We start from the raw sequence: 26,410 nt of genomic DNA on the forward strand, positions 1-26,410 counted from the left end.
TTTCGCGACAGCGAAACAGAGCCGCACGTCGACGCGCGCCCCGGTGATTTGGCAAACCGTTCAGACAGCCTGCAGTTTTCGCGCCTCGTCACGTGCCAAGGCAATCAGCTTTTCCATGTAAGGCTTGTCCCGGTCCTCACTGCGCACCGCAGCATAGAGGCTACGGGTCAGGCCCTTCTTTGTCAGAGGGCGGGTCACGTAATCGCTGGAATATTTTACCTCACGTACCACCCAATCCGGCAGCACGGACACCCCACGATTTGACGCGACCAACAGCAAGATCACCGCTGTCAGCTCCGCCTGGCGCACGGCTGCCGGTTCCACCTTGGCCGGTATCAACAACTGACTGAATACATCCAGACGAGACCGCTCCACCGGATAGGTGATCAGGGTCTGATCCCGAAAATCCTCCGCCTCGATAAAGGGCTTCTGCGCCAGGGGGTGCACACTGGCGGCCACGAAAACAGGTGCGTAATCAAACAGTTCGATGAACTCGATCCCCGGCAGATCTTCCGGATCGGACGACACCACCAAATCCACTTCTTCCTTCAACAACGCAGGCAATGCGTCAAAGGCCAGCCCCGGACGGATATCGACATCCACATCCGGCCAGGCGCGGCGAAACGCTTCCAACACCGGAAACAGCCATTCGAAACAGGCATGGCACTCGATCGCGATATGCATCCTGCCGGTCGATCCGTCGCGCAGTGACGAAAACTCGTCCTGCATCGCCTCGACTTGCGGCAATATCTGCTCGGCCAGACGCAAAAGGCGTAAGCCCGCGGCAGACAGCTTCAAGGGTTTGGATCGCCGCACGAACAACTCGACACCGGCCTGCGCTTCCAATCCTTTCACCTGATGGCTCAGCGCGGATTGGGTGATATGCAGGCGCTCCGCCGCACGTGCCAGCCCGCCCTCATCGTGAATGGCCTTGATCGTGCGCAGGTGGCGAAACTCAATATGCATGCGAGACTCATGTTTATGATGAAAGTTATGAATTTGCCTCATCATACTAAACCGGTCATACTCGAAACAACCCCAAAGGAGTCGCCATGACCGCCCTGTCTTTTGAAACCTTCCCGCCAAAATCGCTCGATGCTTCGTTTCACTTGTGGGACACGGTGCAAGCCCTCAGCCCGCTGGAGCCGCGATTTATCTCGGTCACCTACGGTGCAGGCGGCTCGACGCAGGCCCTGACGCAGGAAGCCGCCCAAACGCTGCGCAAGACATCCGGTCTGCCCGTTGCGGCGCATCTGACATGCACCGGACAAAGCAAGTCGGACGTGCTGCGTACCGCCTCCCGCTTTGCGGCGTCGGGCATCAGCGACATCGTCGCGCTGCGCGGCGACGCGGAAAATGGCGGAGCCTTCACGCCCCATCCTGAAGGCTATGCCAACAGCGTTGAACTGATCGAAGCGCTGGCTAAGATGGGCAAATTCAACATCCGCGTCGGTGCATATCCTGACAGCCACCCGGACGCGGCTTCCATGGCGCAGAATATCGACTGGCTCAAAGCCAAGATCGATGCAGGTGCGTCCGAAGCGATCACACAATTCTTCTTTGAAGCGGACAGTTTCCTGCGGTTCCGCGATGCCTGTGCCGATGCCGGGATCACTGCACCGATCACGCCCGGGATCTTGCCGGTGGCAAACTGGAAGCGGGCAAAGGCCTTCGCGGATCGTTGTGGCACGCCCGTCGACGTGGTCACCGCAACCGCCTTCGACCGGGCAGAGCGCGAGGACCGGGCAGAGCTTTTCGCCCTGACCCATTGTGCCGACCTTTGCGATACACTGGTCAGCGAAGGGGTCGATGCGTTGCACTTCTATACGCTCAACCGCCCCGATCTGACGCTGAAGGTCTGCCGCGCATTGGGTTTGGTCCCTGCCGCGGCAATCCGCAACGTGGCGTAAGTTCAAAAGCGTTGGACCGATCGGTTTGACCAGCCTAGGCTTCGCTGAAATCTTCAGCGGAGCCATATATGCCCAGTGTCGCCCAATCGCCGTCTGATCTGCTGAGCCAGGATCAGGTTCTCGACCTTTCCGGCTTGGAGTTCATGCAGGGTATTCTTTCAGGTAACCTGCCCGCGCCGCCCATCGCGGCCACGATGGGCTATACCCTGCATCATGTCGCTGATGGCACCGTCACGTTTCGGGGCGCACCCCAATTCAACGTCACGAACCCGATGGGGACGGTGCATGGCGGGTGGTACGGCACATTGCTGGACAGCGCGATGGCGTGCGCCGTGATGACCAAAGTGCCCCGTGGCTCCGTGTACACAACGCTGGAATACAAGATCAATATCTTGCGCTCGATCCCTCTGGGGACAAGCATCGATTGTATAGGCATCGTCAATCACGCGGGGCGTTCAACCGGCGTTGCAACCGGAGAAATCAGGGGCACCGACGATGGCAAGCTTTATGCCACAGGCTCGACCACCTGCATTATCATGAACCTGAGGTAGCGCGCAGCCTGACGCTCAAAAGGATTGCCTCAGGGCGCGTCAAACCCCGCCTTGTGCCACAGGCGTTCGCTCCAGGACGGCACGTTTTCGGCTTGCGCCACGGACGGATGCACCCGCTCCGACGGGTCAAATCCGATCTTGCGGGCCCGGCGTGTGATGAACCAGCGGCCAAATCCTTTGAAAAGCCCGATCGAAGGCGCGCTTGCATCTTGCGGATAACGCGCCTGCCAGCCCTCCGGCAACGGCAACCCGCAGGCTTCGGCCTGCTCCAACATCCAGACCAATGGAATATTGGACAAGGGGCGCGACGCGTGCGCGCCAGACAATTGCCCGCCCACATCTCCGTGGGTGCCGCGAAACCACATCTGCACCAGATGGCCATTCCAGTTTGGCGGGGTTTCCCACATCACAGGCGCATAGGCGACACGGGTCTCGTTGCGCGCCAAGGCGTGAAACCCGTGTTTGACCGACTTGCCCAGGTGATGGTTGTGAAAGGCATGGCGCGGCGCGCTGTATCGCCAAAGCACCGGCATGTTCAGGCCCAGCGATTTGACGGTGTCCCAAACACCGATCATTTCTATCTCGACGCTTTGGTGGCAATGGGCCCGCGCAAAGATTTCGGCAGCGGGGGAACCAGGTGTACATTCGTAGTGCCGATAGATTTCGCGGATATTACGCACCGTTGCATGTTCGGTCTTTAACAAACCGACCATGTCGATCACACCGGCCAGCGAGCGGACCGCATAGGCGCCGCGCGAATAGCCCAGCAGGAATATGCGATCACCGGGGTGGTATCGCGAGGCAAGGTAGCCATAGGCGCGGCGGATCTGGCGGTTGATACCCCGACCAAAAAGGACATCTCCGGCGCGGCGCCAATGGGACCATTGCAGGCCCGGTTCATAATAAACGGACACAAGGCGGCCCATTTCGCCCAGCAGTTTGTAGGTCAGACCGGCGTTTGTTTCACAGCCCGACTTGAGCGACGACATGGTGCCGTCGAGAATAATGACATGGATTGTTTGACCGCGGGCCGGAGGGGCAACCTCCGGCAAAGCCTTTCCGAACCAGCCTTGCAGCCAGTGGGCAATGGTTTTATTCAGCCGCGATCTTAACATCTCCGATCAGTTCCCAGACCTTGGACGGCGTAAATGGCATATCTGCCTGCCGCACGCCGTGTTCCCACAGCGCATCCTGCACCGCGTTCGACACGGCCGCCAATGCGCCAACCGTTCCGGCTTCTCCGCACCCTTTCATGCCCATCACGTTGGCGGTAGAGGGCACAGGCTCGGATGTGAATCCAATCATGGGCACGTCATCGGCGCGAGGCAAGGCATAGTCCATGAACGATGCCGTGAGCAGTTGGCCATCCTCGTCAAAGATTACATGCTCGGTCAAGGCCTGACCAATACCCTGCACGACACCGCCATGTACTTGACCTTCGGCGAGCATCGGATTGATAAGATTACCAAAATCGTCAACGACCACATAGCGGTCCACGCGGGTCACGCCGGTCTCCGGATCGATCACGACTTCACAGACGTGGCACCCGTTGGGAAAGCTGCGGGCCGCAAGTGTGACGCGCTGCTCGTGCACCAGCAGGTCGTCTCGGCCCTTTTCCCGGGCCAGTTCGGCGACCTCGAGCATGGTCGGCGTCATGTTGGATCCATCGGCGCGGAACCGTTCGTCATCAAAGCTGATGTCGGCCGCAGGTACGCCCATCTCCTCTGACAGAAAGGCGGTGAACGCCTCTCTCATGGCCTCGACCGTATAGATCGTGGCGTTGTTCTGAACCGTCACGGACCGCGACCCTCCGGTGCCGCCACCGGTTTTGATCTTGTCACTGTCGCCCTGCACCACGTCAATCATATCGGCTGGAATACCCGTCTGGTCGCTGAGGAACTGGGCATACACCGTCTCGTGCCCCTGCCCGTTCGATTGCGTCCCGACATAGATGTTCACGCGGCCCGCCTCGGTGTACTCAACCTTGGTGGTTTCGGAGGGATCGCCCAGAATGCTTTCGATGTAATAACACAGACCGATCCCGCGCAGCATACCACGGTCGGCATCTGCCGCCTTACGCGCGACGTAACCAGCGATATCCGCCTCACGCTCGGCCCGGCTGAGCACTTTGTCAAAGTCACCGACGTCATAGGTTTCGCCCGTCGCCGCTTTGTAGGGGAATTGGTCGGGCTTGATGAAGTTGATGCGGCGCAACTCCAGCGGATCGACCCCCAATTCGCGCGCGGCGCGGTCCATTGCCCGCTCAAGGATATAGATCGCCTCGGGTCGGCCCGCCCCGCGATAGGCGTCAACCTGCGTGGTGTTGGTGTAATAGCCGATGGAGCGCAGATAGGTCGTCTGCACGTCATAAACCCCCATCAGAACACGCGAAAACAGCTGTGTCTGGATGGCTTGGGCGAATTGCGAATTATACGCGCCCATGTTTGCCTTGTTCAGCACGCGGTAGGCGGTGATCTTGTGGTTTTCGTCAAAGGCCAGTTCGGTGAGCGAGGTCAGATCGCGGCCCGCATTATCCGACAGCATCGCCTCGGTGCGTTCTGACATCCAGCGTACCGGGCGGCCCAGATCGCGGGTGGCATGGGCCAGCACGAAGTATTCGGGGTACATCATCCCCTTCATGCCAAAACCGCCCCCGGTGTCGGGGTTGGTGACGCGAATATCATCCGCCGGAATTTTCAGGACCTCGGCCAACTGGTCCTTGGGGCCCCAAACGCCCTGACCGTTGATCGCAATATGCAAGCGGTCGCCTTCCATCTCGGCATAACAGCCACGCGGCTCCATCGAGTTCACGATGATCCGGTTGTCGCCCACATCGAGGCTCACCACACGCGCCGCTGCGGCAAAAGCCGCATCAGTCGCGGCCTCATCGCCCATGTGCCAGTCATAGGCCACGTTGTCCGGCGCGACGTCGTGGATCGTCTCTCCACCTGCTTCGATATCCATCTTGGCGGGCAAATCGTCATACTCGAGCAGGATCAATTCGGCGGCGTCCCGCGCCTGGCTCAGGGTGTTTGCAAGGATCATCGCAACGGGTTCACCCACAAAACGCAGTTTGCCCTTGGCCAGAATGGGACGTTCGGGTGCTGCGCCATCTGTCCCGTCGCGATTCTTCATCGTCGCACCGCGCATCCCAAGCTTGAGGCCCGCCGCTTCAAGATCAGCGGCGACATAGACGGCATGCACACCCTCCGCCTCTCTGGCATCCGTGACATCCAGCCCGGTGATGACCGCATGGGCCACGGGCGAACGAAAAACGAATGCCTGCAACGCATTCGCCGGCGCGATGTCATCGACATACCGGCCTTCTCCGGTCAAAAACCGAACGTCTTCTGTACGTTTGACAGGTTGGCTTTTTCCGAACTTTTCCATGACTGGGCTCCTTGGCGGGCATAGGGCATCTGTTGGGCCGAACGTAGCGGTTGGTGGCCGCGTGTCCAGTCAAAGACACTGCATAAGTCTATGAACATGCGTCACGATAGGTTGCGTGATAGGGGGATCTGTTTCCATCACCTGATACCCTGATGCCATGTCGGGAATGACAGGCAAATGACGAAGCTTTGCACGCCACGCGGTGTGATGGACTTGCACGTCATCACGGCACAGCAGCAAGGTCACAGGGTTGGGTGTCGCCTCCGCGCGTTCACTGGAAGACGCAGGGACGAAGCCCAAAACCCCCCTTTCCTTCATCCTTCCCCCCCGGTATCTCACGGCGTAACTGACAAAGGGGACAGCGCCATGGCACTGGGAAAATTCAACGCCGCCGAAGTCGAGGCACGCATCTACGCCGACTGGGAAGCAAATGCCTGTTTCAAGGCCGGAGCGAATGCACGTGATGGCGCGTCCAGCTATGCGATCATGATCCCGCCGCCCAACGTCACGGGCGTTCTGCACATGGGCCATGCGTTCAACAATACCTTGCAGGATATCATGATCCGCTGGCACCGCATGCGCGGCTTCGACACCCTGTGGCAACCCGGTACCGATCACGCGGGCATCGCGACACAGATGGTGGTTGAACGCCGTCTGGCCGAGCAAAACCAACCCAGCCGGACGGAACTGGGACGCGAAGCATTCACCGCCAAAGTCTGGGAATGGAAGGCCGAAAGTGGCGGCACGATCGTGGATCAACTCAAGCGCCTCGGTGCGTCCTGCGACTGGTCGCGCGAAGCCTTCACCATGTCCGGTGCCCCCGGTGCGCCTGCGGGCGAAGAGGGCAATTTCCACGACGCCGTGATCAAGGTCTTTGTCGAGATGTACAAAAAGGGCCTGATCTATCGCGGCAAGCGGTTGGTGAACTGGGACCCCCATTTCGAAACAGCGATCTCTGATCTTGAGGTCGAGAATGTTGAGACACCCGGCCACATGTGGCACTTCAAATATCCGCTCGCGGGGGGCGAGACCTATACCTATGTGGAAAAGGACGAAGACGGGAATATCACGCTGGAAGAAGAGCGCGACTATATCTCGATCGCGACGACCCGGCCCGAAACCATGCTTGGCGACGGTGCAGTTGCGGTTCACCCATCCGATGAACGTTATGCGCCAATTGTCGGGAAACTCTGTGAAATCCCGGTCGGCCCAAGAGAGCACCGCCGCCTGATCCCGATCATCACCGACGAATATCCGGACAAGGATTTCGGTTCCGGTGCGGTCAAGATCACCGGCGCGCATGATTTCAACGACTATCAGGTCGCCAAGCGCGGCGGCATTCCGATGTACAACCTGATGGACAGCCAGGCCCGGATGCGCGCCGACGGCAAAGCCTATGCCGAAGAGGCGGCAACGGCCCAAGCCATCGCCAACGGCGCGCAAACCTTTGGTGAAGCCATGATCGCGGCCATGAATATGGTCCCCGAGGAATATCGCGGTCTGGACCGCTTCGAAGCCCGTAAACGCGTTGTGGCCGACATCACCGCCGAAGGCCTCGCCGTGATGGAAACGGTCACGACCACGGATGCGGACGGAAATGACGTCACCGAGATCCGGCCCTTTGTCGAGGCCAAGCCGATCATGCAGCCCTTTGGCGACCGGTCCAAGGTTGTGATCGAGCCGCTGCTGACGGATCAATGGTTCGTGGACACCGACAAGATTGTCGGCCCGGCACTGGATGCTGTGCGCAATGGTGACGTCAAAATCATGCCCGAAAGCGGCGAAAAGGTCTATTTCCACTGGCTCGAAAACATCGAACCCTGGTGCATTTCCCGGCAGTTGTGGTGGGGCCACCAGATCCCGGTCTGGTATGGGTTCGATCTCGCCTCGCATGGGGTTTACGACGATGAAGGCGATGGTGCCTTGGATATGGTCGAGCTGGGTCGATTGTTGTCGGATCAAACACTGCGAGACGGCGACCATCACGACCATTGCGCGCCAAGCTTTGACGAAGTCAAAGCGCAGTTCATGGATGTCCTTGCAGGGCTTCCAACGCCTCTGAACCATGCTCAGGTAGTCGAAGTCGAAGACAAACACGCAGGCGAACATGCGCTTGCGGCCAGTCTTGCGGAATATGCGCTGTCCCAGGACCCCACACATCTGATCTACCCGGTTTGGCGCGAAGCAGACGTGCTCGACACATGGTTCTCCTCCGGCCTCTGGCCCATCGGGACCCTCGGCTGGCCGGAAAACACCCCGGAACTGGCAAGATACTTCCCGACCTCCGACCTCATCACCGGGCAGGACATCCTGTTCTTCTGGGTTGCCCGGATGATGATGATGCAATTGGCGGTGGTGGACGACATCCCCTTCAAAAACGTCTACCTGCACGGCCTCGTCCGCGACGCCAAGGGCAAGAAGATGTCGAAATCCACGGGCAACGTGGTCGACCCGCTCGACCTGATCGACGAATACGGCGCCGATGCGCTGCGCTTTGCCTCCGCGGCGATGGCCTCGCTTGGGGGCACGCTCAAACTCGACACGCAAAGGATCGCAGGGTACCGCAACTTTGGAACCAAGCTCTGGAACGCCGCCAGCTATGGCGAGATGCGCGGCACGTTCGACGTGCCACACAGTGATGTTGTGCCTGAGACGCGCCATCCGCTCAACCGCTGGATCAAGGGCGAGATCGCAAAAACCCGCGAAACGGTGGATCAGGCGCTGACCGAATACCGCTTCAACGACGCGGCCAATACACTTTACGCGTTCACCTGGAACACATTTTGCGACTGGTATCTGGAATTCACCAAACCCATCTTTGATGAAGGGACGGAGGCCGAGAAAGCCGAAACCAAGGCAACATATGCCTGGGCACTGGATCAATGCCTGATCCTGTTGCACCCAATCATGCCCTTCATCACCGAAGAACTCTGGCAGCAGAAGACGCGCCCCAAAAAACTGATCCACGCAGATTGGCCCACCTTCACCACCGATCTGGTCGACGCAGGCGCCGATACAGAACTCAACTGGGTGATCCGACTGATCGAATCCATCCGCTCTGCGCGCGCACAGATGCATGTGCCCGCCGGTGCCTATGTTCCGCTGGTGGTCAAAGGGTTCGAAGACAAGGCCAAAGCCGCCTATGGTCGGAACGAGGCGTTGATCAAACGCTTTGCCCGGCTCGAAAGCCTGTCCGAGGTGGAGGACTTTCCCAAAGGCACGGTCGCCCTCGCTGTGTCGGGCGGCACATTCGGACTACCATTGGCGGAGGTCATTGACGTCAGCGCCGAAATCGAGCGATTGGAAAAAACGCTGGGCAAACTTGCCAAGGAACTCGGCGGCTTGCGCGGTCGGCTCAAGAACCCGAAATTCGCAGAAAGTGCTCCCGCCGAAGTCGTCGAGGAGACCAAGGCAAATCTGGCTCTGCGCGAAGAAGAAGACAGCAAGCTGAAAGCGGCCCTTGCACGCCTGCAGGAACTCGGCTGATCCGATCTTCATCTTGCCAGAAAAACTCCGGGGGAGGGCCGCAGGCCCGGGGGCAGAGCCCCTTTTTGAATGCACCCTCTCCTGCGCAACGTCGGCTCAAATGGACGCGAAGCCTTGGGCCCTCGCGCCGCTTGCGGTATCCTTCCGCCATGCTGCGCGCCTTGAGACACTTGATCGAACGCCAGATTGCCGAGATCCGAGACTTCAGAGGACCGCAACGGCTCCAAGGCGACAGCAATCCTTTGCCGCAAAGGTCCGCCCAAAAGGATACGGGCCAGTCCGCACGTTTACGCATGATGGCACAAGCGGGCGTGGTGCCCGAGGACTCCCCGCCAAAGCAAGTGTTGGTCAATGCCCGCCCGGCCTATGCCAACCTCATTGATCCAGATGAAAGATGTAAGCTGCGCTCTATTATTGCGCGTAAAGCTCGCAGACGATTTCCAGGATAGTCAGCGAGCAGTTTTTGCCGCGCGCCCATGAGAAGCGTTAAGAGGGGGCCAGCCCCCTCGCGCTGTCGCGCTCACCCCCGGGATTTTTCAGAACAGAGAAGGCCCGGCGAGCGTCTATTTGAAAACCGGGTCTCTTTTTTGGAACGTTGCTGCAACAACTTCCATTTGATCTGATTTGCCCAGCAACTCCGCCTGCACGCGGCTTTCTTCCAGCAGCACCTCCTTATGGGCAGAGGTTTCCGCATAGGCTATCAGGGCTTTGGCCGCGCGCAAGGCAGAAGGCGATTTTGTGGTCAGTGTCGTTGCCAATTCCATGGCCGCCGCAAGTGGGTCTTCGGCCAGTTCGGTAACCAGACCCCATGCTTCGGCCTGTGCCGCGGGGATCGGAGTGGCCGTGTATGTCAGTTTGCGCAGCACGTCTGACCGCACGAGCCGTGGCAACAGCACCATACCGCCCATGTCAGGCACGATGCCCCATTTCATCTCCATGACCGCGAGTTTTGCGTCAGGTGACGCGATCCGGATATCCGCACCCAGCGCCAGCTGCAGGCCCGCCCCATAGCATACACCGTGAATGGCTGCGATGACGGGCACCGGAACGCGGGTCCAGACCATCGCGACTTCTTGCCATTGATTGGTGGTGCCGTCGCCCAGTGTCCGCGGCATGAGCAGATCAACGGGGTCCTTGCCGATCATGGCCCCGAGACCACCGACGTCAATCCCGGCACAAAACCCCTCACCTTCTCCGGAAATCACGCAGACCCGCGCGTCAGAGGCCGCAACCTCAAGCCCTGCCGTAATCACCGCATCAATCATGGCCTGATCAACCGCATTCATCTTGTCCGGTCGGGTCAGACGGACATGGGCAATGTGGTTTTCGTACGTGACAGTCACGCGTGCGGTATCGGACATGGCGCAGGCTCCTTCTGGCTGCACCACACAAGCGCATCTTGCCGACGGGTACCAGAAAAACGTTGGGGCAAGGTCTTGTCCTTGACGCCCATGATCCGCGCCGCGCAAACTCTTGCTCCGACCCTGAGTGCGCGCTAGGCCTGTTGTCATGACAGATTTGCGCCTTACCCCGCTCGCCGCCAGCCTTCCCTCAACCGTGCCCTTTGTGGGGCCCGAAGCGCAGGAGCGCCTTCAGGGTCGTGCGTTTGCAGCCCGTCTTGGTGCAAACGAAAGTGTCTTCGGTCCGTCCCCCAAAGCAACAGCGGCCATGGCCGAGACAGATCAATGGAAATATGGCGACCCCGAAAGCTATGAATTACGCACTGCACTTGCCGCCCATTACGGCCTCGACATGTCTCACATCATGATCGGCGAAGGCATCGATGCGCTGCTGGGTTATCTGGTGCGTCTGTTTGTGGGCCCCGGGGACCATGTCGTGACATCGCTTGGGGCATATCCCACGTTCAACTACCATGTGGCCGGGTATGGTGGGACCTTGCACACTGTTCCTTATGTGAAGGACCACGAAGACCCCGCGAGCCTCTTTGCCACAGCAGCCGAAGTTGGGGCCAAGCTGGTCTATTTGTCCAATCCGGACAATCCGATGGGCACCTGGCACGATGCCGCAACTCTGGAAGCCGCATTGGATCACTTGCCCGACGGCTGTGTTCTGGTTTTGGACGAGGCCTATATCGAATGCGCCCCTGACGGCACGGCGCCTCGGATCGATCCGACGGATCCGCGTGTTATCCGGATGCGCACATTCTCGAAGGTCTACGGGCTGGCGGGAGCGCGGGTGGGCTATGCCATCGGGGCCGCGCCGATCATCGATGCCTTCAACAAGGTGCGCAATCACTTCGGCATGAACCGCAGCGCGCAGGCCGGTGCCTTGGCCGCGCTGGCCGATCAGGCCTATCTGTCTGATGTGGCCGCCCGGATTGAAGCCGCCAAGGCCCGCATCGCCACCATAGCCCATGAAAACGGATTGCAGGTGATACCATCCGCCACCAATTTTATCGCGATTGACTGCGGGGCGGATGGCGCATTTGCCAAGGCGGTACTGGAAGCGCTCATTGAAGAGGGCATTTTTGTACGCATGCCGTTTGCCGCGCCGCAAAACCGCTGCATTCGGATCAGTTGTGGAACCGACGCTGATCTGGATCTTTTTGCGGCGGCCCTGCCCGTTGCTTTGAAAGCTGCAAAAGGGGGCTGACAGCTGCGCCGCCCGTCCTATATTTTACATGACAGAGGTTTGTTCTGAGGTCGCCATGGACGATCACCGCTTGGGCACCGCGCCCAACTACACCAATGCCTGCATCGTCATGTTCGGTGTGAACATTGCCTGGGTGCTTGTTTTGATCTGGGCTATCTGGGGCCTTGTTGCTGCCGTCCTGTTGGGCTTCGGCGTCAACGTGTTTTTGGACCGCATACCTGTTTGGAAGGCCCGGCACGAAGCGGCCTCGATCCGGCGCGGCAAACCGCAATAGCAGGAAAATGGGGGCCAGCTCGCCGCCGCTGACGCGCCGTCCCCCGGGATTTTTCAGAACACAGAAGAAACCGGATCAGCCTTTGGCAATCACGGCCGCGGCCGCGTCCAGTGCACCGCGCCCGTGCGGGATATCAAGCGCGCAAAGCCCCGCCTCGATCCCGCCCAAAAGGCCCATGATCATGTGGCCGTTCACGTGGCCCATATGGCCCAGCCGGAAGAACCCGTGCCAGGATGGATCACCGGGCGGGGCCATGCCAAGACCGACGCCAAGCGTAAGCCCGAGGTGTTGCTCGACCCAATCGCGCAAGGCGGTTCCATTTGGAGCACCCAGGCGCAGGGACGTCACCGCGACGCTGCGATGCGCGGGGTCGGCCACGTTCAGTTCGAGGGGGCCATCGCTGCCCCACTCATCGCAGGCGGCCCAGACTGCCTGGGCCAGCATCGCATGGCGCCTCCAGACGGCTTCGATGCCTTCGGCGTGCAGCATATCCAACGCGGTACGCAGCCCGTAGAGGTGGTGCGTCGGGGCCGTTCCATTCCAATACATATAAAACTCTTCGGGGTTGGCGCGCGGCGTCCAATCCCAATAGCGGCTGACGCGTGGCATCGCGGCCCGTGCCTCCGCAGCCTTGTCATTAAAAAAGACGAACGCCATGCCCGGGGGAACCATCAGCCCCTTTTGGCACCCGGTCACCATGACATCGACGCCCCATGCGTCCATCTCAAACACATCGCAGCCCAAAGATGCGATGCAGTCGGCCATCAGCAACGCCGGGTGCCCTTCGGCGTCCAGGACCGCACGCAATGCGCTGATATCGCTTCGGACCGATGTCGACGTATCCACATGGACCGCCAGAACCGCTTTGATCCGGTGGTTTGCATCGGCGCGCAGGGCCTCAGCGATCCGCTCCATATCCATGGGCGCCCGCTTGCCGAAATCGATGATGTCGACCTCTGCCCCCTGCCCCTCGGCCATGTCGGCCCATCCGTGGGCGAACCGACCCGTGGCTGGCACCAGAACCCTGTCTCCGGGTGCGATGACATTGGCCAGCGCAGCCTCCCATGCGGCATGGCCATTGCCGATATACATTGCGACCTTACCGTTGGTCCGGGCCACACGCAGCAGGTCGGGGACGATGCTGGCCGTCATGTCGATCAATTGCCCCCCATAGATGTTTGGCGCGGGGCGGTGCATGGCCTGAAGCACGGCTTCGGGGATCACCGAGGGGCCCGGGATTGCCAGATAGGCACGGCCATGACCGGCGACGGGAAATGTGGACATTGGGAAGCTCCGCAAGACGAATGATGGGCGAACCCTAACGCGCTGCGGCGCCGCGTCAATCGGATGCCGGGCGCTTGCTCCGACAACGGGCGGGCGATAACCTCGGAGCCAGACTTCACCATCGGAGTGCGGCCACGGCTGCGCGTGATCCACCTCATGACAGCACATGAAACGCCCATCGCTGCCTCTGGCCCTTTGCTTGACTGGCTCTGGGTGACCTATCTGCGCCGTCACTTCGGAGCGGTGCTGGTGGCGATCGGGTTCATGGCGATTGAAGGGTCAATGCTGGGAGCGCTCAGCTATATGATGCAGCCCATGTTCGACAGCGTGTTCGTCGCAGGCGATGCGGGCATGCTGATCTGGGTCGGTGTCGTGCTGGTCGGCATCTTTGTCGTGCGCGCCGTGTCGTCCGTCGTGCAAAAGGTGCTGTTGACCCGGATCACGCAGAAAACCGCTGCAGCGCTGCGCATGGACCTGCTGGAGCGGACAATGCTGCAAGACGGCAGCTTTCATATGTCCCATCCGCCCGGGTTCCTGATCCAACGGGTACAATCGGACGTCAATGTGGTGGGTGACGTGTGGCGCGCCATTGTCACAGGTCTCGGACGTGATTTCATCGGGTTGATCATTCTGCTGGGCGTCGCGATCAGCGTCGATTGGGTCTGGGCGTTGCTGGCCTGCATCGGCATTCCTTTGCTGGTGCTACCTGCTGCCATGGCGCAGCGTATTGTACGCCAAAATGCCAGCGAAGCCCGCGATCTGGGGGCCGCCCTGTCGACCCGATTGGATGAGGTGTTTCATGGGATCGTCCAGATCAAACTGAACGCCCTCGAAGCCTATCAATCGCGCCGCTATCGCACGTTGACGGACCGGTTCGTTGAAACGGAAGTCAAAGCTGCTTTTGGCGGAGCGGCCATTCCTGCGATGATCGACATCGTTTCGGGCATCGGGTTCATGGCTGTTATCCTTTATGGCGGGGCCGAGATCATTGCCGGTGAAAAGACCATCGGCCAGTTCATGACATTTTTCACCGCCATTGGCTTTGCCTTTGACCCGTTGCGGCGGCTTGGGGCCATCTCTGGCCAGTGGCAGCAGGCCGCTGCCGCCATCGAACGGATCAAGGCATTGCTGGAAGCCCCGTTGGCGCTGAGATCACCGGTTGCACCTGTGGCCGCCCCAACCGGAACGCCGGAGATCACGTTGCAAGACGTCTCTTTCAGCTATGGCAATGCGCTGGTGTTGAAAGACGTTTCATTCGTGGCGCGCGCTGGCGAGACAACGGCATTGGTAGGCGCGTCCGGGGCTGGAAAATCTTCGATCTATAACGTTTTGACCCGGTTGATCGATCCGCAAAGCGGCACGGTCCGACTGGGTGGTGTGGCCACGACGGAAATGGCGCTCGACGCCTTGCGAAGCTTGTATTCGGTGGTGACGCAAGACGCGCTGCTCTTTGACGATACGTTGCGCGAAAACATCTTATTGGGCCGCACCGACGTGAGCGATGCGCGCCTCGCCGAGGTGTTGAAGTCGGCCCATGTGTCCGACTTTTTGCCACGTCTCCCCGCCGGTCTCGATACGCTTGTTGGCCCAAGGGGCTCGGCCCTGTCAGGGGGTCAACGGCAGCGTGTTGTCATTGCTCGGGCCTTGTTGCGTGATACCCCGATCCTGCTGCTGGACGAGGCCACATCGGCCCTGGACGCACAGTCGGAAAAGATGGTGCAGGATGCGCTTGCGCATTTATCGGCGGGACGCACGACGCTGATCATTGCCCATCGGCTGTCGACCATCCGAAACGCGGATCAGATTGTGGTCATGGACCACGGCGAGGTCAAGGATCGCGGCACGCATGCTGAATTGATGGACAGGGGCGGTATTTATGCAGATCTTTATCGGTTGCAGTTTATGGATGGGTTGACCCATGGGAGTCCCGATCAAACTGCGCAGGACGGTTGAGGTTTGCAGTCGCGGAACAACCATTCAGGCTTAGATGGTCAGGTGTCAGTTGAAAGCAGAATGGTCCCCTATCGTCGATATGCCTTCGCCAGAACCTCCGGGCTTGTGCCCATAAAATAGCGCAGCAAGGTCCAGAGATTGCGGGCACCGCGTCGCACCCAGCCTTGCTGGCGATATTTGGCTGCACTGGTCACAGCGACGACGTCCAGCGGCACCAACCGGCCACTCAGCGCGCGCGCGAGCGCAACGTCCTCCATCAAAGGCTGAACAGGGTAACCTCCGACACTGTGATAGAGTTCGCGCGGGATCAACAGCCCCTGATCGCCGTAAGGCAAACCAAAGAGCCGGGCCCGCAAGTTCGCCCAGCCCGCAACAAAGCGGCCACCCTGGTCGAAACGAAGCTTGAAGTAGCCTGCGGTGTTCTGTGAGAGATGTGCCGCAACTGCGCCTGACCAACCCGGTGCGAGCACGGTATCTGCGTGCAAGATGAGAAACCACGTCCCGCGTGCGGCCGCGCATCCGCGCGACAGTTGCCCGCCGCGCGATGGCGGGCCAGTGACAATCTCCCCGCCCCACGCTTCAGCCAGAACCATGGTGTCGTCCGTTGATCCACCATCGCTGATGATCAATTCCGTTATCAAACCTGCATCCAACCCTTCGACGAGCGCTGCCAAACAGGCCGAGATATCGGCCTGCGCGTTCAGCGTTGGAATGATGACGGATATCGGTGCAGCCATGACGGGCCCTTTTGCATTGGCTTGGGGCTGCTATATGACAAGGGAGCACCAGAAAAGGAACGGGCCCATGTCAGATCGCCACATCTTTCGCCTCTCTGGGGCAGATACCATCGGGTTTTTGCAAGGCTTGGTCACAAATGACGTGAAAAAGCTGGATCAAGGGCTCGTCTATACTGCCTTACTTACGCCCCAGGGCAAATATTTGGCAGACTTCTTTCTGGCCGCAGACGAAGATACCGTGTTGCTGGATGCCGATCCGGGCCAAGCGGACATGCTGCGCACCCGCCTTGGCATGTACAAGCTGCGCGCCGACGTCACGATTGCGGATACGGGACTGCACATGCACCGGGGTCTTGGCGACACGCCGGAGGATGGTTTTGCGGATCCCCGCCATACGGCATTGGGATGGCGGGCGTATCGGGACCATCCACAGGGCGATGATACGGTGGATTGGACCGCGCTGCGCGTGGAACACCTAATTCCAGAGACGGGAAGTGAACTGACCCCGGACACGTTTATTCTTGAAACGCGCTTTGAGGCGATCAACGGTGTGGACTTTCGCAAGGGCTGTTATGTCGGCCAGGAAGTGACGGCCCGGATGAAGCATAAAACGACATTGCGCAAAGGGCTGACACAGGTGTCAGTTGCCGGAGACGCCGCGCCTGGAACTGAAATTCTATCGGATGGGAAACCCGCAGGTCGGTTGCTGAGCCGCGCAGGGGATCATGCGATCGCCTATCTGCGCTTTGATCGCGCGGATCGGCCAATGCAGGCAGGCGACGCGACGGTGATCTGGTCCGGAAACGGAAACTGACACAGTTTCCGGCCCGAAATCCGATCCGGATTTCGGCAGCACTTCGCCGTGAGGTTGGATTGGAAAATGATGCATTTTCCAGCCGATCTCTGCGTCAGAGATCGAAACCTCGCCACCAGTTGTCTAATTGAGAGCGCTTGACCCGACCCGATAGCCCGATGCCGACCAGTCCGAGCGGGCCACTGCCCTCCTTGACCGTCACCTGACGTCCCACACAATGCACTTCCCACACGCGGCCCTGCGGCGCTGATACAAACCCCTTCATGCGAAACAGGCCGACAGGGCGAGCCTCAAGTCGCGCAATCAGATCTGAGCGCTCCACCGCACCACGCATGGTCCCATGCCATCTGACATAGGATGGATGTGTTGCGAGACCTTCCGGTACCTGTGCAGGGGTCATCCCGCACACCAATGGGCCGACGACATCAATCTCAGCGAGCGGCACAGCCGCAACGCCTAATGCCTCCGGCCAAGCGCCGCCATCTGTCTTTGACACCACGACAACATCTGCGACATCCACCTGACCGCGCACTTGCGCGCCAATCTGCGGGTCATTGCTCAAACGATCATATTCCAACGCATCCACCACGGTCACGACACCGCCATAAACGAGATCCGGCTCAGCGATTGCAACCCGGGCGATGGCGGCCGGATCTGCGATGCCCGAGGCTTCGATCACCAGATGATCCGGACGCAGATCGCGGTCGAGCACATCTCCGATCGCCAGAAACAGATCTGCCCCCATTGTGCAGCACACACAGCCATTGGACAGCGCGATCATATCATCACCCGCCGCCTCGATCAGGGATGCATCCACATTTATGGCCCCAAAATCATTGACCATAATTAACAGTTGCAAACCATGATCTTCTGCCAACAACCGATTGATAAGGGTCGTCTTGCCAGCGCCCAAATAGCCCCCGATGACTGTCAGAGGCAGGCTCACAACAGGTGGACCGTTCCGCCTGAAACGGTGCCCAAGACGGAAATGTCTTTTAATGCCATCGGATCGACCCCCGTCGGGTCATCCCCCAAAACAGCGAAGTCCGCGCGCTTGCCCACGGAGATCGATCCGATTTCACTGTCCAATTTTAACGTAAAGGCCGCGCCCATGGTGATGGCATAGAGGGCCTCAGGCACGGTCAGGCATTGCACAGCCCCCAGAACGCGACCCGACATGGTGCGACGGTTCACGGCGCACCATGCAGTGAAAAGCGGACCCAGGGGCGTGACCGGAGCATCGGAGTGCAAGGCAATAGGAACGCCCGCATCCAAAGCGGACCGGGCCGCATCCATGCGGTGCGCGCGATCTTCCCCCAATGTCAGAGCGACATGTTGATCACCAAAATACCAGATATGATTGGAAAAAATATTGGTGCAGCATCCCAGTTCCGCCGCCCGTTCATAAAGATCACGGTCCATCATCTGGCAGTGTTGCAGTACATGACGATGGCCCTGGCCCGGATGCGCAGATAGCGCAGCTTCGATTGCATCCAGCGAGACTTCCGCCGCCTCGTCGCCGTTCACGTGAATATGCATTTGAATGCCACGCGCCTGCATTTCGGCACATAGCGCATAGATCGCCTCGGGGGCCGTATTCCACATCCCGTTTGGCTGACCACCGATATAACCGGGCCAACGCACACGCGCGGTCCACCCCTGGATGGACCCGTCCGTCATCAATTTCACCGCTCCCATCCGCAACTTGTCGGTCGAACGTTTTGCCAGTCGCTCTGCTTTGTCCGCGATGGTTGCAGGGTCCCCCATGGCACCCAGCACAGGCACGATCCGCAGTGGGAAATCCCCGCTTGTCACCTCAAGCATCACATCGACATCCTCATCCTCCATGGACGAGAAAAGATCGGTGATGGTGGTGACGCCTGCCCTCTGGGCAACCTTGGCATAGGCGCGAATGGCTTCCGGTGTCTGACTGAGGCCCCTAAAATCGATGCCGAGGCGGCGCATGATCGGGAACATCGCGGCCATCTCCTGCAACTCACCCGTGGGCCGACCATTCTGGCCCATGATCACTCCTTCGACATTTGTGCCCGCGTCGTAGCCCGCCATCTCCAAAGCGCGAGAATTCACGCACATCAGATGAAAATTGGAAAAAATGATGGCGATGGGACGGTCAGGGCTGATCTGATCCAGATGGTCGCGGCTCAAACGCTCCGATGTCAGGAAAATCGGATCGAAGCCCCAGCCCACGATCGGCGCGTCCGACTCCAGCCCTTTCGCGTAGTCTTTCAACCCCGTAACAACAGCGTCGGCATCCGGCAAACCCGGCCACAGCTTGCCCTCAGGATCAATGCGGTCGTGGTAGCCGACATAGGCATACCGCCAGATCGCACCCGCCATCATATGCGCATGCCCCTCGATCAGGCCGGGCAGTACCGTGGCCCCCTTGAGCCGATCATCGTGCTGCACCGGTCCCCAGGCATCAGCGCATTGCGCATCCCCAATCGCCAACACACGCCCGTCGCGCACGGCAACATGCGTTGCTTCGGGCATATTCGGATCCATCGTGATGAATTTGTCAGCGGCAAAAACGGTAATGTCCGACATAGCGGCGCTCCCTAGCAAATTTGAACGTTCGGCAATTTCATGACACAGTCTGATGCCGCAATTCACCTAGGCTCGCACCAAAAGCTGCAAACGGGGAGTCCAAAGTGACATGCGGCACACGATGGGCAAGCCCGCACGGCAGACGCGTTGCCCGCCATACATTGGCTTGGAGGCCAGGGAGTCTGGATGACGCGTAGCGCCTGTGAGACTTCAGATCCTACCGGACGACAAAAACGGCCTTACGGAGGGTGTCTTTTCTGATCCCGACCAGACGAATCCATTTAATAAACACGTCGAAACCCAAACTTGCCGTCAGAACCCCGAAAGAACGTTACGTCACCTTGGCCAGCATTTTTCGAGGCGTATCCATCAGATCGGACGGAAACGGAACCACAAAACCCTGGGTCAAATCAATTCATCTCGGTACTTTGCTGACGGGAACCCCGGACATTTCAGCACAGATCACGCGCGTTCGGCATATTCCATGGTTTCGGTGTTTACCACGATGTCTTCGTCCTGCCCGACAAAGGGTGGCACCATAACCTTGATGCCGTTGTCGAGAACTGCCGGCTTGAACGAGTTGGCAGCGGTCTGTCCCTTGACCACAGGCTCGGTCTCGACAATCTTGCAAACAACCTTTTGCGGCAGCGCGGCACTCAAGGCCTCGGCATCGTAAAACTCAACTTGAATGGTCATCCCATCCTGGAGGAACGGGCGACGGTCGCCCAGAATTTCTGCTGGCAATTCAATCTGTTCGTAGGTGTCGGCGTCCATAAAGACCAGCATACCGTCATTCTCGTACAAGAATTGCTGGTCCTTCTGTTCAAGACGGACACGTTCGACTTTATCAGCACTGCGAAAGCGCTCGTTCAACTTGGAACCGTTGCGCAAATTGCGCAGCTCAACCTGCGCAAAAGCGCCCCCCTTGCCCGGCTTGACATGGTCAACCTTCACAGCAGCCCAGAGCGCGTCGTTATGCTCGAGTATATTTCCCGGGCGGATCTCGTTTCCGTTAATTTTGGGCATTTGTCAAAACCATGGCAAAAGGTTGATGAAAAGTTGAGGCATCCTATATCTTCTCCATAGGCGCCCCGCAAGACAACGATATGCTGTGCCGAAGAGATGTAAGACATGCGCTAGGCGCAATGCAGGCATGCAAATACAGGGTACACGAATCGATGTGGATCAGTCATAAGGAACGCCACGCCGAAAAGACAAGAGCAAGAATAAAAGGAAGGACGACGAATGAAAGACTTCGTTGACGGCACGGCCTTTAATAACGAACAAGGCAATCGTGCACGTAAACTTTTTGCAGCCGTAGTATTGGCTGCGCTTGACGACGCAATTGCGGACGACAAGAAATATGGCAATGGTCCCGAGCAGATTGCCCGCTGGGCGCGGTCGCGGGATGGCCGTGAAGTGTTGAGCTGCGCAGGCATCGACCCCAATGAACGGGTCGTGAATGGCCTTATGGAATTCGTGGGCAAAGGTGTTCGGACATCTGTTGCGCTTAGCCGCGAGGAATCTGAGCGTCGCAACGCAGCCCAGCAAGCCGAAGCAGCCTAAATATTATTGAGACAAAACTGAATGAAACGCGCCCCGTTCCGGGCGCGTTTCATTTTTGCGAGATAGATATGGATAAGGGACGCGGCGCAAGTTCCGCGTCTACTCAAGGTCTTCCGCAGCCAAAGCCCGGTGCAACTCGCGTCGCACCAATTTGCGCACATTGCGGGTAATGCGTTCGCCCAAGACACCTTGCAGCTCTTGACGGACAATCTCGCTGACCAGCTCTCTAAGCGCATCTTCGTCCAGAACACGACCGTCCGTCGAAAATGCGGACAGTTCAGCGTCGGGCTTTGCGTCCAACTCCTCGGTTTCCTTGGGCATCGCATCGGCTATATCCCTGTCATGGGCGAGCGCGGCGACATCTTCGGCATCAGCGTCGTTTTGGATGTCTGCCTCGTCCCAATCCATCGCAGGCGGTTCAGTGCCCGCATATGCATCTGTTCCGGCCTGATCAGGCTCCCATTCCTCGGCGCGGCCCGCGATCAGTGTTTCAAGTGCCGCGATCTTTGCACCGAGAGTTTCAGGTGCATCCGCCGCGTCGTCAGCAACTTGTTCGGCATCAACGCGCGTCTCCAAATCCTTGAAATCAACTGCATCTACCTCAAGATCAGCGTCGGAGGTTGACGCAGTATCGTCGATACTCTCGCCCGAAGCGTCCTCGGATCGGCCAAGCTGACCATCCAAAAGGAACGGGGCTGCGATGTGTTTATCGGTACAAGGCTCATCGTCGACATCGGCACTGTCTGCCCGACTCTCCTCTGCTACGATTGTCTGCGTACTATCGCCCTGCCCCGTGCTCTCGATCAACGGATCAGGCTTGGGTATTCTGTCATCTGCAACCCTTAGCGAAGGTGTCAAAACAAGCCGATCCGGTGCCGATTGTTCTTGCGTCGGCACAGTTGGATCGGATCGTTTTTCATCGGAAACCAGACGGCGGATGGACGAAAGTATGTCCTCCACCTCGGAGTTGGTCATTGGATCAGACATTTCATTTCACTCTCGCCTCAGCGTTCAGATTACATGCTGAAAGAGAGTCGCACAACAGGATGCGAAAAAGCCTAATTAATCTGGAACCTGAATTGACCTCAACACACGGTCAAGCTGTCTGCCTTGGGGAGATAGTATCGTCGGGCCGTTCTTGACCAGATTATAGTATGCAGCCGGATCATAAATTTGCACCGGTAAGCGCAACCTCTGCGCTGTCAAGTACCCCAAGGATTCGAGGACCTCATAGGTCGCCGTAAACTGACCTGCCTGTGCCGAGATCAATGTTGTCCGCGCATCCAGCAAGGTCTGTTCCGCGTCCAGAACATCCAGCGTTGTCCGAGCACCAAGGTTGGCCTCTTCGCGCACGCCCAGGAACGCCACTTCAGCGGCCCGAACCGCCTCACGCGAAGACACAAGCACGGCGCGCGCGGCAATTACGCCCGAAATCGCGTCAACCACATCCTGCTGCACGTCTTGAAGCACAGTATATTGGCTACCGCGCGCCGCATCCCGGGACGCATATGCGCGCCGTTGCCGGGCGCTCAACTCGCCACCGCGATAAATCGGACCGCCAAAGTTCAGAGAAACGGAACCGGTATCCGCTTTACCGTCACTGTTCCATGTTTCCTCGGTCCGCAGAACTCCTGACAGTGAAACTGTCGGATACATGTCACGCCCCGCCGCCAATGCAACCAACTCTGTTGCCGCAACGTCATGTCTCGCCTGAATTACATCCGGGTGATTGCGCACCGCGATGGCCTGTGCGCTCTCGATATCGGTATCGACAACCGGCAAAGTCGGAACGGATGTCAGCACGCCCGGCGCACGCCCTACGACATTCGTGTACTCCGCCTGCGCCCGAGTCAGGTCGCGCCGCGCGACGGCAAGGAAACTGCGCGCGTCTTCAAGAGCAGCTTCGGCTTGCGCCACGTCTGTACGCGTCACTTCGCCGACTTCAAACCGATCTCGTGCAGCCTGCAGTTCCTCTTGTAGCAAACGCAGGTTGTTGATCCGCAATTCAACAAATTCTTGCTGCCGGAACACTTCGAAATAGGCGAAGACCGCGCGCAGGAAAACGCTTTGCTCAACCTGCAAAAGCGACGCACGGGTCGAAAGCACCAATTCCTTGGAAGCATCAACGCGGAACTGATCCGCACCGAAATCATACAACTGCCATGCGGCGCTTAAACTGAGCCCAGATGTTGTTTCGCCGATATCTTGTGTACGGGCCCCTTCGGCGGAGGACCGGACGTTACCAAACTGACGGGTGAAGTTACCGGACCAAGAAATAATCGGCCTCAACAACGAGCCCGCGATGGCTACATCTTCGTCCGCAGCGCGGAGCAAAGCACGGTTTTGCTCCAGGAGTCCGCTTTGCGTGTAAGCGCCAACCAATGCATCCGCCAAGGTATCCGCTTTTGCCTGCGGCGATTGCAGTCCTACCGTCAATACACTTGCAACCATGGCAATCCGCCCGATGGCTCGCCATTCAGTTTTAAGTTTCATTTCCTTTTGCCCTCTATCTTTTTTGTCGCACGGCAGCCGGTTATCCTACAGTAGGAAGGCATCGCGTTTTTCGAAACCTCTCAAAACGGGCGCTCCTGCATTGAATGCGCGGCGCCAAGAGATCCGATCGCCTGTTTTGTATCCGACACGCACTTCCCCTAAAGCACCGTCCATAAACAGACAAATAATGCGACCACCGTCCTTGATTTGGTCAATTATGTCCTTCGGTACACGACCAACGCCGCCCTGAATCATGATAACGTCATACGGACCATGTTCTTTCGCGCCCGTGGCAAGAGGGCCACAGTGAGTGATCACGTTGTCGGCGCCCGCCGTCATCAACACTTCCGGCGCCTCGCGCGCCATGTCCTCGTCTTCCTCAAGTGCGACAACAGCTTCGGCCATGTGGGCAATAACGGCAGAGGAATAGCCCAGTCCCGATCCGATATCGAGAACCAGATCGTTCGGCGCGATGTCGATGGCATCTAGCATCTTGGCAAATGTACGGGGTTCCAGCATGACCCGCCCCCCGCCCAAAGCAAGATTTTCGCCCATATAGGCCGCCTCTCGCTGCGCGGCGGGCACAAACTCTTCGCGACGCACCGATAACATCGCTTCGATGATCGGAAACTTTGTGACATCCGACGGACGGACCTGAGTATCGACCATCATAGTGCGGCGTGCGGGAAAATCTGTCATTGCAGCTAAACTCATTCGTTCATTATCCTGATTGCAGGTGTGCCATATCGCGCGCGCTTGGGCAACGTGGGATAATCGCGAAATAACGACCGTTTCAAAGCGAGACCCTTGCACGGGTTAACCGAATGGTCTATCGCCTTCAATGCACCAAGGCGGCGAGTTGGCGGAGTGGTGACGCAGCGGATTGCAAATCCGTGAACAGGGGTTCGATTCCCCTACTCGCCTCCAAGTGTTTTCAGTGACTTGCGCCATTTCTTGCCTCCATCAATATGGACCGTTTACAGCCCCGTTTACAATTTTGTTGCCATTTTGGTCTTTAGAGCCGCTTCGAGGGCATTTCGAACGCGATCAGTTTCATCTGGCGAGACGACTGCGTAATGCTCAATAACCTGCGCCGCATATCGAATACTCCAAGCCATATGAGAAGCGATGTCGTTGAGTCCCAGCCCGGCCTCCAGAAGCCTTGTCGCGGCCGTGCCTCGAGCATCATATAGGCGCAAATCGTAACCTTTGACTTCAGGGGTCAATGGCAAAATTCTGCTGCGCCAACGGCTAACCGCTTTCGACGCACTTTCAGAACTTAGGGCCTGTCCGTTGTCACCGACCAAAATCAGCATTCGGTCACGAGGCGTCTTTTCCAACAACTCCTCAAGTTTCCGCGACACGGGAATGGTCGCAAGCCTTTTTCGCTTACTTGTTCTAACTTGAATACGCCTTCCTTGCGGGGTTTGCTTGACATGCGCCCAAGTGAGTTTCGACAAGTCCCCAGGTCTCAACCCTGTTTCACAAGCTGCTACTAAGATGCGTTGCGCATATTCTGGTGAATTTGAACAAAAGAGGTCAATATCTTCAAGTGTCCAAACAATTTCTGCCCTATTCGGCGCATAGTACTTTGGCAGTTTGTGACAGTAGTGAATCTTTAACTTACTCTTAGTGACAGCCCAATTCAAAAGTCGTGTAGCCGTATTTGAAGCGTCGTAGTGCTGCTTGGGTGAGTGCTCCCATTTATCACACCACTCGATAACCTCGCCTCTGGCGTCAGCCTCTTCGAACATTGCAACAGGATCACTCTTGAACCCCTCAGAAAACCTAAGGCACCATTTTCTGTAATCCGCCTGAGTTCTAGGAGACTTGGTTGACACAGCTAAGCTTGAAAGAAAGTCGTCCACCAGCTTCGGCGTCAAGTATTCCATGGGCTTTTTTTTCGGCTGCTCACAGGCGCCAGCAAATGCGATAAGAAACTCGTGGCACGACGGGCTGTGCTCGGGAGCCTCCCAAAATTTGGGGCCTCCGCGCCAAGCATAAAAATGAAACTTGGTTCCTGATTTAGTTTTACGGCGCACTCTGTGGACACCTTTTGGTAGTTTATGCACTAGCTTTCCTCGCCCTTCTTTGTTCGACAAGGCTCAGCCCTGTATTTTTTTTTCTTTCATTATCTACCTCTAAGCCGAGGCCTTGTATTTGGTTCAAGCGGTGTCGGACTAGATACGGATCATAGTAACAAGGCCTTCCAGGAACCGGTTGAACTCTCATTTCTGCGCACCATTTGTGAAACGAAGAATTTGGCCCCGAGTAACCAAGCATCTTGGCCAATTCCGTTTTGTGAATGAGCTGAATCATCTGAGATTCCAAAAAGGACACAGTCATCACGGCTCTTGATGCTCCGCCCATTCCCCAGACTTCCGCACTTTTTCAACTTCTTGAATACTGTGCTGAAATGGGGGTGCTTGAGAAACCACCCAATCGAACGGCCAGAGCCTCCATTCTCTTAGAAAGAGTGTTGTCAAAGTCTTGAATTTTCGGTTTCCGGAGGCTCCGCACCAGGTAATAACTCGAATGAAATCTGACGAAGAAAACTGTGTGGAACACCTCTTACTGGTTTGGCACATACTCATTCCAAACCTATTCCGCTTGAAATTCTTAGAATATCGTACGTCGCTATCTTTTGCTCGGACGTCTGCAGCGCGACAAACAAGATGAGAATCCAGCGTCAATCAGCCGACATTCCCCAAGTGGCCTGCCATCTGACGCGAAGATCGCCTGATCAGGCCTGCGGATCAAGTATCTTTTACCTC

The 26,410-nt window shown here is 58.1% G+C and carries 21 protein-coding genes and 1 tRNA gene; 9 read left to right on the forward strand and 13 right to left on the reverse strand.

Translation table 11 applies throughout. The annotated features are described in order from the left end of the window. Positions 1-60: 60 nt before the first annotated feature. Positions 61-966 carry a LysR family transcriptional regulator gene (locus LC354_RS13465; protein WP_223424640.1) on the reverse strand — a complete coding sequence of 302 codons (906 nt, stop codon included), beginning with the start codon at positions 964-966 and terminating at the stop codon, positions 61-63. 86 nt (positions 967-1,052) lie between these two features. Here LC354_RS13465 and LC354_RS13470 point away from each other — a divergent pair, with 86 nt between their 5' ends. Next, positions 1,053-1,910 carry a methylenetetrahydrofolate reductase gene (locus LC354_RS13470; protein WP_223424642.1) on the forward strand — a complete coding sequence of 286 codons (858 nt, stop codon included), beginning with the start codon at positions 1,053-1,055 and terminating at the stop codon, positions 1,908-1,910. Positions 1,911-1,978: 68 nt separating this feature from the next. Next, the gene (locus LC354_RS13475; RefSeq protein WP_223424644.1) at positions 1,979-2,461 is read left to right on the forward strand and encodes a PaaI family thioesterase; all 483 of its coding nucleotides are present in this window, start codon (positions 1,979-1,981) and stop codon (positions 2,459-2,461) included. A 29-nt stretch (positions 2,462-2,490) separates the two neighbouring features. On the opposite strand, the gene LC354_RS13480 is transcribed toward LC354_RS13475, so the two are convergent. Both LC354_RS13480 and LC354_RS13485 read right to left on the reverse strand, forming a co-directional pair. Continuing rightward, positions 2,491-3,576, reverse strand: coding sequence for a DUF2235 domain-containing protein (locus LC354_RS13480; RefSeq protein WP_223424646.1), 1,086 nt, complete (start codon positions 3,574-3,576; stop codon positions 2,491-2,493). Continuing rightward, the gene (locus LC354_RS13485; protein ID WP_223424647.1) at positions 3,554-5,851 is read right to left on the reverse strand and encodes a xanthine dehydrogenase family protein molybdopterin-binding subunit; all 2,298 of its coding nucleotides are present in this window, start codon (positions 5,849-5,851) and stop codon (positions 3,554-3,556) included. Before LC354_RS13485 ends, LC354_RS13480 begins: the two co-directional genes overlap by 23 nt. Before the next feature lie 366 nt (positions 5,852-6,217). Here LC354_RS13485 and LC354_RS13490 point away from each other — a divergent pair, with 366 nt between their 5' ends. Then, positions 6,218-9,337, forward strand: coding sequence for a valine--tRNA ligase (locus LC354_RS13490; RefSeq protein ID WP_223424649.1), 3,120 nt, complete (start codon positions 6,218-6,220; stop codon positions 9,335-9,337). A gap of 563 nt (positions 9,338-9,900) precedes the next feature. Here LC354_RS13490 and LC354_RS13495 read toward each other — a convergent pair. Continuing rightward, the gene (locus LC354_RS13495; protein WP_223424651.1) at positions 9,901-10,698 is read right to left on the reverse strand and encodes a crotonase/enoyl-CoA hydratase family protein; all 798 of its coding nucleotides are present in this window, start codon (positions 10,696-10,698) and stop codon (positions 9,901-9,903) included. A gap of 148 nt (positions 10,699-10,846) precedes the next feature. Here LC354_RS13495 and LC354_RS13500 point away from each other — a divergent pair, with 148 nt between their 5' ends. Both LC354_RS13500 and LC354_RS13505 read left to right on the forward strand, forming a co-directional pair. Then, positions 10,847-11,950, forward strand: coding sequence for a pyridoxal phosphate-dependent aminotransferase (locus LC354_RS13500; protein ID WP_223424653.1), 1,104 nt, complete (start codon positions 10,847-10,849; stop codon positions 11,948-11,950). Between the two features lie 55 nt (positions 11,951-12,005). Then, a complete protein-coding gene (locus LC354_RS13505; RefSeq protein ID WP_223424655.1) occupies positions 12,006-12,224 on the forward strand; it encodes a hypothetical protein in 219 nt (72 codons plus the stop codon). Positions 12,225-12,299: 75 nt separating this feature from the next. On the opposite strand, the gene LC354_RS13510 is transcribed toward LC354_RS13505, so the two are convergent. Then, entirely contained in the window at positions 12,300-13,508 is a 1,209-nt protein-coding gene (locus tag LC354_RS13510) for a pyridoxal-phosphate-dependent aminotransferase family protein (RefSeq protein ID WP_223424656.1), read from the reverse strand. Positions 13,509-13,664: 156 nt separating this feature from the next. Between LC354_RS13510 and LC354_RS13515 the strand changes: the two genes are divergently transcribed. Then, on the forward strand, positions 13,665-15,461 hold the full coding sequence (locus tag LC354_RS13515; RefSeq protein WP_223424658.1) for an ABC transporter ATP-binding protein: 1,797 nt from the start codon (positions 13,665-13,667) through the stop codon (positions 15,459-15,461). A gap of 68 nt (positions 15,462-15,529) precedes the next feature. Here LC354_RS13515 and LC354_RS13520 read toward each other — a convergent pair whose 3' ends face one another. After that, entirely contained in the window at positions 15,530-16,198 is a 669-nt protein-coding gene (locus LC354_RS13520; RefSeq protein ID WP_223424660.1) for a TIGR04283 family arsenosugar biosynthesis glycosyltransferase, read from the reverse strand. A gap of 67 nt (positions 16,199-16,265) precedes the next feature. Here LC354_RS13520 and ygfZ point away from each other — a divergent pair, with 67 nt between their 5' ends. Beyond that, positions 16,266-17,012 (forward strand): CAF17-like 4Fe-4S cluster assembly/insertion protein YgfZ, encoded by a 747-nt coding sequence (ygfZ, locus tag LC354_RS13525; RefSeq protein ID WP_223424662.1) that lies wholly within the window; start codon positions 16,266-16,268, stop codon positions 17,010-17,012. Between the two features lie 94 nt (positions 17,013-17,106). On the opposite strand, the gene LC354_RS13530 is transcribed toward ygfZ, so the two are convergent. From LC354_RS13530 to efp, 3 genes are all read right to left on the reverse strand, one after another. Then, positions 17,107-17,958, reverse strand: coding sequence for a CobW family GTP-binding protein (locus tag LC354_RS13530; protein WP_223424663.1), 852 nt, complete (start codon positions 17,956-17,958; stop codon positions 17,107-17,109). After that, positions 17,955-19,577 (reverse strand): amidohydrolase, encoded by a 1,623-nt coding sequence (locus tag LC354_RS13535; protein WP_223424665.1) that lies wholly within the window; start codon positions 19,575-19,577, stop codon positions 17,955-17,957. The genes LC354_RS13530 and LC354_RS13535 overlap by 4 nt, the downstream gene beginning before the upstream one ends. A 462-nt stretch (positions 19,578-20,039) precedes the next feature. Beyond that, entirely contained in the window at positions 20,040-20,603 is a 564-nt protein-coding gene (gene efp / locus LC354_RS13540) for an elongation factor P (RefSeq protein WP_223424667.1), read from the reverse strand. A 219-nt stretch (positions 20,604-20,822) separates the two neighbouring features. Here efp and LC354_RS13545 point away from each other — a divergent pair, with 219 nt between their 5' ends. After that, positions 20,823-21,143, forward strand: coding sequence for a DUF6280 family protein (locus tag LC354_RS13545; protein WP_058261650.1), 321 nt, complete (start codon positions 20,823-20,825; stop codon positions 21,141-21,143). A gap of 99 nt (positions 21,144-21,242) precedes the next feature. Here LC354_RS13545 and LC354_RS13550 read toward each other — a convergent pair whose 3' ends face one another. The 3 genes from LC354_RS13550 to LC354_RS13560 form a co-directional block, all read right to left on the reverse strand. Then, positions 21,243-22,130 carry a hypothetical protein gene (locus tag LC354_RS13550; protein ID WP_223424669.1) on the reverse strand — a complete coding sequence of 296 codons (888 nt, stop codon included), beginning with the start codon at positions 22,128-22,130 and terminating at the stop codon, positions 21,243-21,245. 75 nt (positions 22,131-22,205) lie between these two features. Continuing rightward, entirely contained in the window at positions 22,206-23,636 is a 1,431-nt protein-coding gene (locus LC354_RS13555; RefSeq protein WP_223424670.1) for a TolC family outer membrane protein, read from the reverse strand. Positions 23,637-23,681: 45 nt separating this feature from the next. Beyond that, positions 23,682-24,335: a protein-L-isoaspartate O-methyltransferase family protein gene (locus tag LC354_RS13560; RefSeq protein WP_223424672.1), complete on the reverse strand. Its 654-nt coding sequence runs from the start codon at positions 24,333-24,335 to the stop codon at positions 23,682-23,684. A 154-nt stretch (positions 24,336-24,489) separates the two neighbouring features. Between LC354_RS13560 and LC354_RS13565 the strand changes: the two genes are divergently transcribed. Beyond that, a tRNA-Cys gene (locus LC354_RS13565) sits at positions 24,490-24,563 on the forward strand. A 62-nt stretch (positions 24,564-24,625) separates the two neighbouring features. On the opposite strand, the gene LC354_RS13570 is transcribed toward LC354_RS13565, so the two are convergent. Continuing rightward, on the reverse strand, positions 24,626-25,738 hold the full coding sequence (locus tag LC354_RS13570) for a tyrosine-type recombinase/integrase (RefSeq protein ID WP_223424674.1): 1,113 nt from the start codon (positions 25,736-25,738) through the stop codon (positions 24,626-24,628). Positions 25,739-26,410: the final 672 nt, after the last annotated feature.

The sequence above is a fragment of the Tateyamaria pelophila genome (assembly GCF_019966495.1).
Lineage (GTDB): Bacteria > Pseudomonadota > Alphaproteobacteria > Rhodobacterales > Rhodobacteraceae > Tateyamaria > Tateyamaria pelophila.

Coding starts and splice junctions, on each gene's coding strand:
- LC354_RS13545 (WP_058261650.1), top strand. CDS start 20,823: ATGAAAGACTTCGTTGACGGCACGGCCTTTAATAACGAACAAGGCAAT.
- LC354_RS13555 (WP_223424670.1), bottom strand. CDS start 23,636: ATGAAACTTAAAACTGAATGGCGAGCCATCGGGCGGATTGCCATGGTT.
- LC354_RS13465 (WP_223424640.1), bottom strand. CDS start 966: ATGCATATTGAGTTTCGCCACCTGCGCACGATCAAGGCCATTCACGAT.
- LC354_RS13485 (WP_223424647.1), bottom strand. CDS start 5,851: ATGGAAAAGTTCGGAAAAAGCCAACCTGTCAAACGTACAGAAGACGTT.
- efp (WP_223424667.1), bottom strand. CDS start 20,603: ATGCCCAAAATTAACGGAAACGAGATCCGCCCGGGAAATATACTCGAG.
- ygfZ (WP_223424662.1), top strand. CDS start 16,266: ATGTCAGATCGCCACATCTTTCGCCTCTCTGGGGCAGATACCATCGGG.
- LC354_RS13510 (WP_223424656.1), bottom strand. CDS start 13,508: ATGTCCACATTTCCCGTCGCCGGTCATGGCCGTGCCTATCTGGCAATC.
- LC354_RS13520 (WP_223424660.1), bottom strand. CDS start 16,198: ATGGCTGCACCGATATCCGTCATCATTCCAACGCTGAACGCGCAGGCC.
- LC354_RS13500 (WP_223424653.1), top strand. CDS start 10,847: ATGACAGATTTGCGCCTTACCCCGCTCGCCGCCAGCCTTCCCTCAACC.
- LC354_RS13470 (WP_223424642.1), top strand. CDS start 1,053: ATGACCGCCCTGTCTTTTGAAACCTTCCCGCCAAAATCGCTCGATGCT.
- LC354_RS13475 (WP_223424644.1), top strand. CDS start 1,979: ATGCCCAGTGTCGCCCAATCGCCGTCTGATCTGCTGAGCCAGGATCAG.
- LC354_RS13495 (WP_223424651.1), bottom strand. CDS start 10,698: ATGTCCGATACCGCACGCGTGACTGTCACGTACGAAAACCACATTGCC.
- LC354_RS13505 (WP_223424655.1), top strand. CDS start 12,006: ATGGACGATCACCGCTTGGGCACCGCGCCCAACTACACCAATGCCTGC.
- LC354_RS13550 (WP_223424669.1), bottom strand. CDS start 22,130: ATGTCTGATCCAATGACCAACTCCGAGGTGGAGGACATACTTTCGTCC.
- LC354_RS13535 (WP_223424665.1), bottom strand. CDS start 19,577: ATGTCGGACATTACCGTTTTTGCCGCTGACAAATTCATCACGATGGAT.
- LC354_RS13480 (WP_223424646.1), bottom strand. CDS start 3,576: ATGTTAAGATCGCGGCTGAATAAAACCATTGCCCACTGGCTGCAAGGC.
- LC354_RS13515 (WP_223424658.1), top strand. CDS start 13,665: ATGACAGCACATGAAACGCCCATCGCTGCCTCTGGCCCTTTGCTTGAC.
- LC354_RS13490 (WP_223424649.1), top strand. CDS start 6,218: ATGGCACTGGGAAAATTCAACGCCGCCGAAGTCGAGGCACGCATCTAC.
- LC354_RS13560 (WP_223424672.1), bottom strand. CDS start 24,335: ATGACAGATTTTCCCGCACGCCGCACTATGATGGTCGATACTCAGGTC.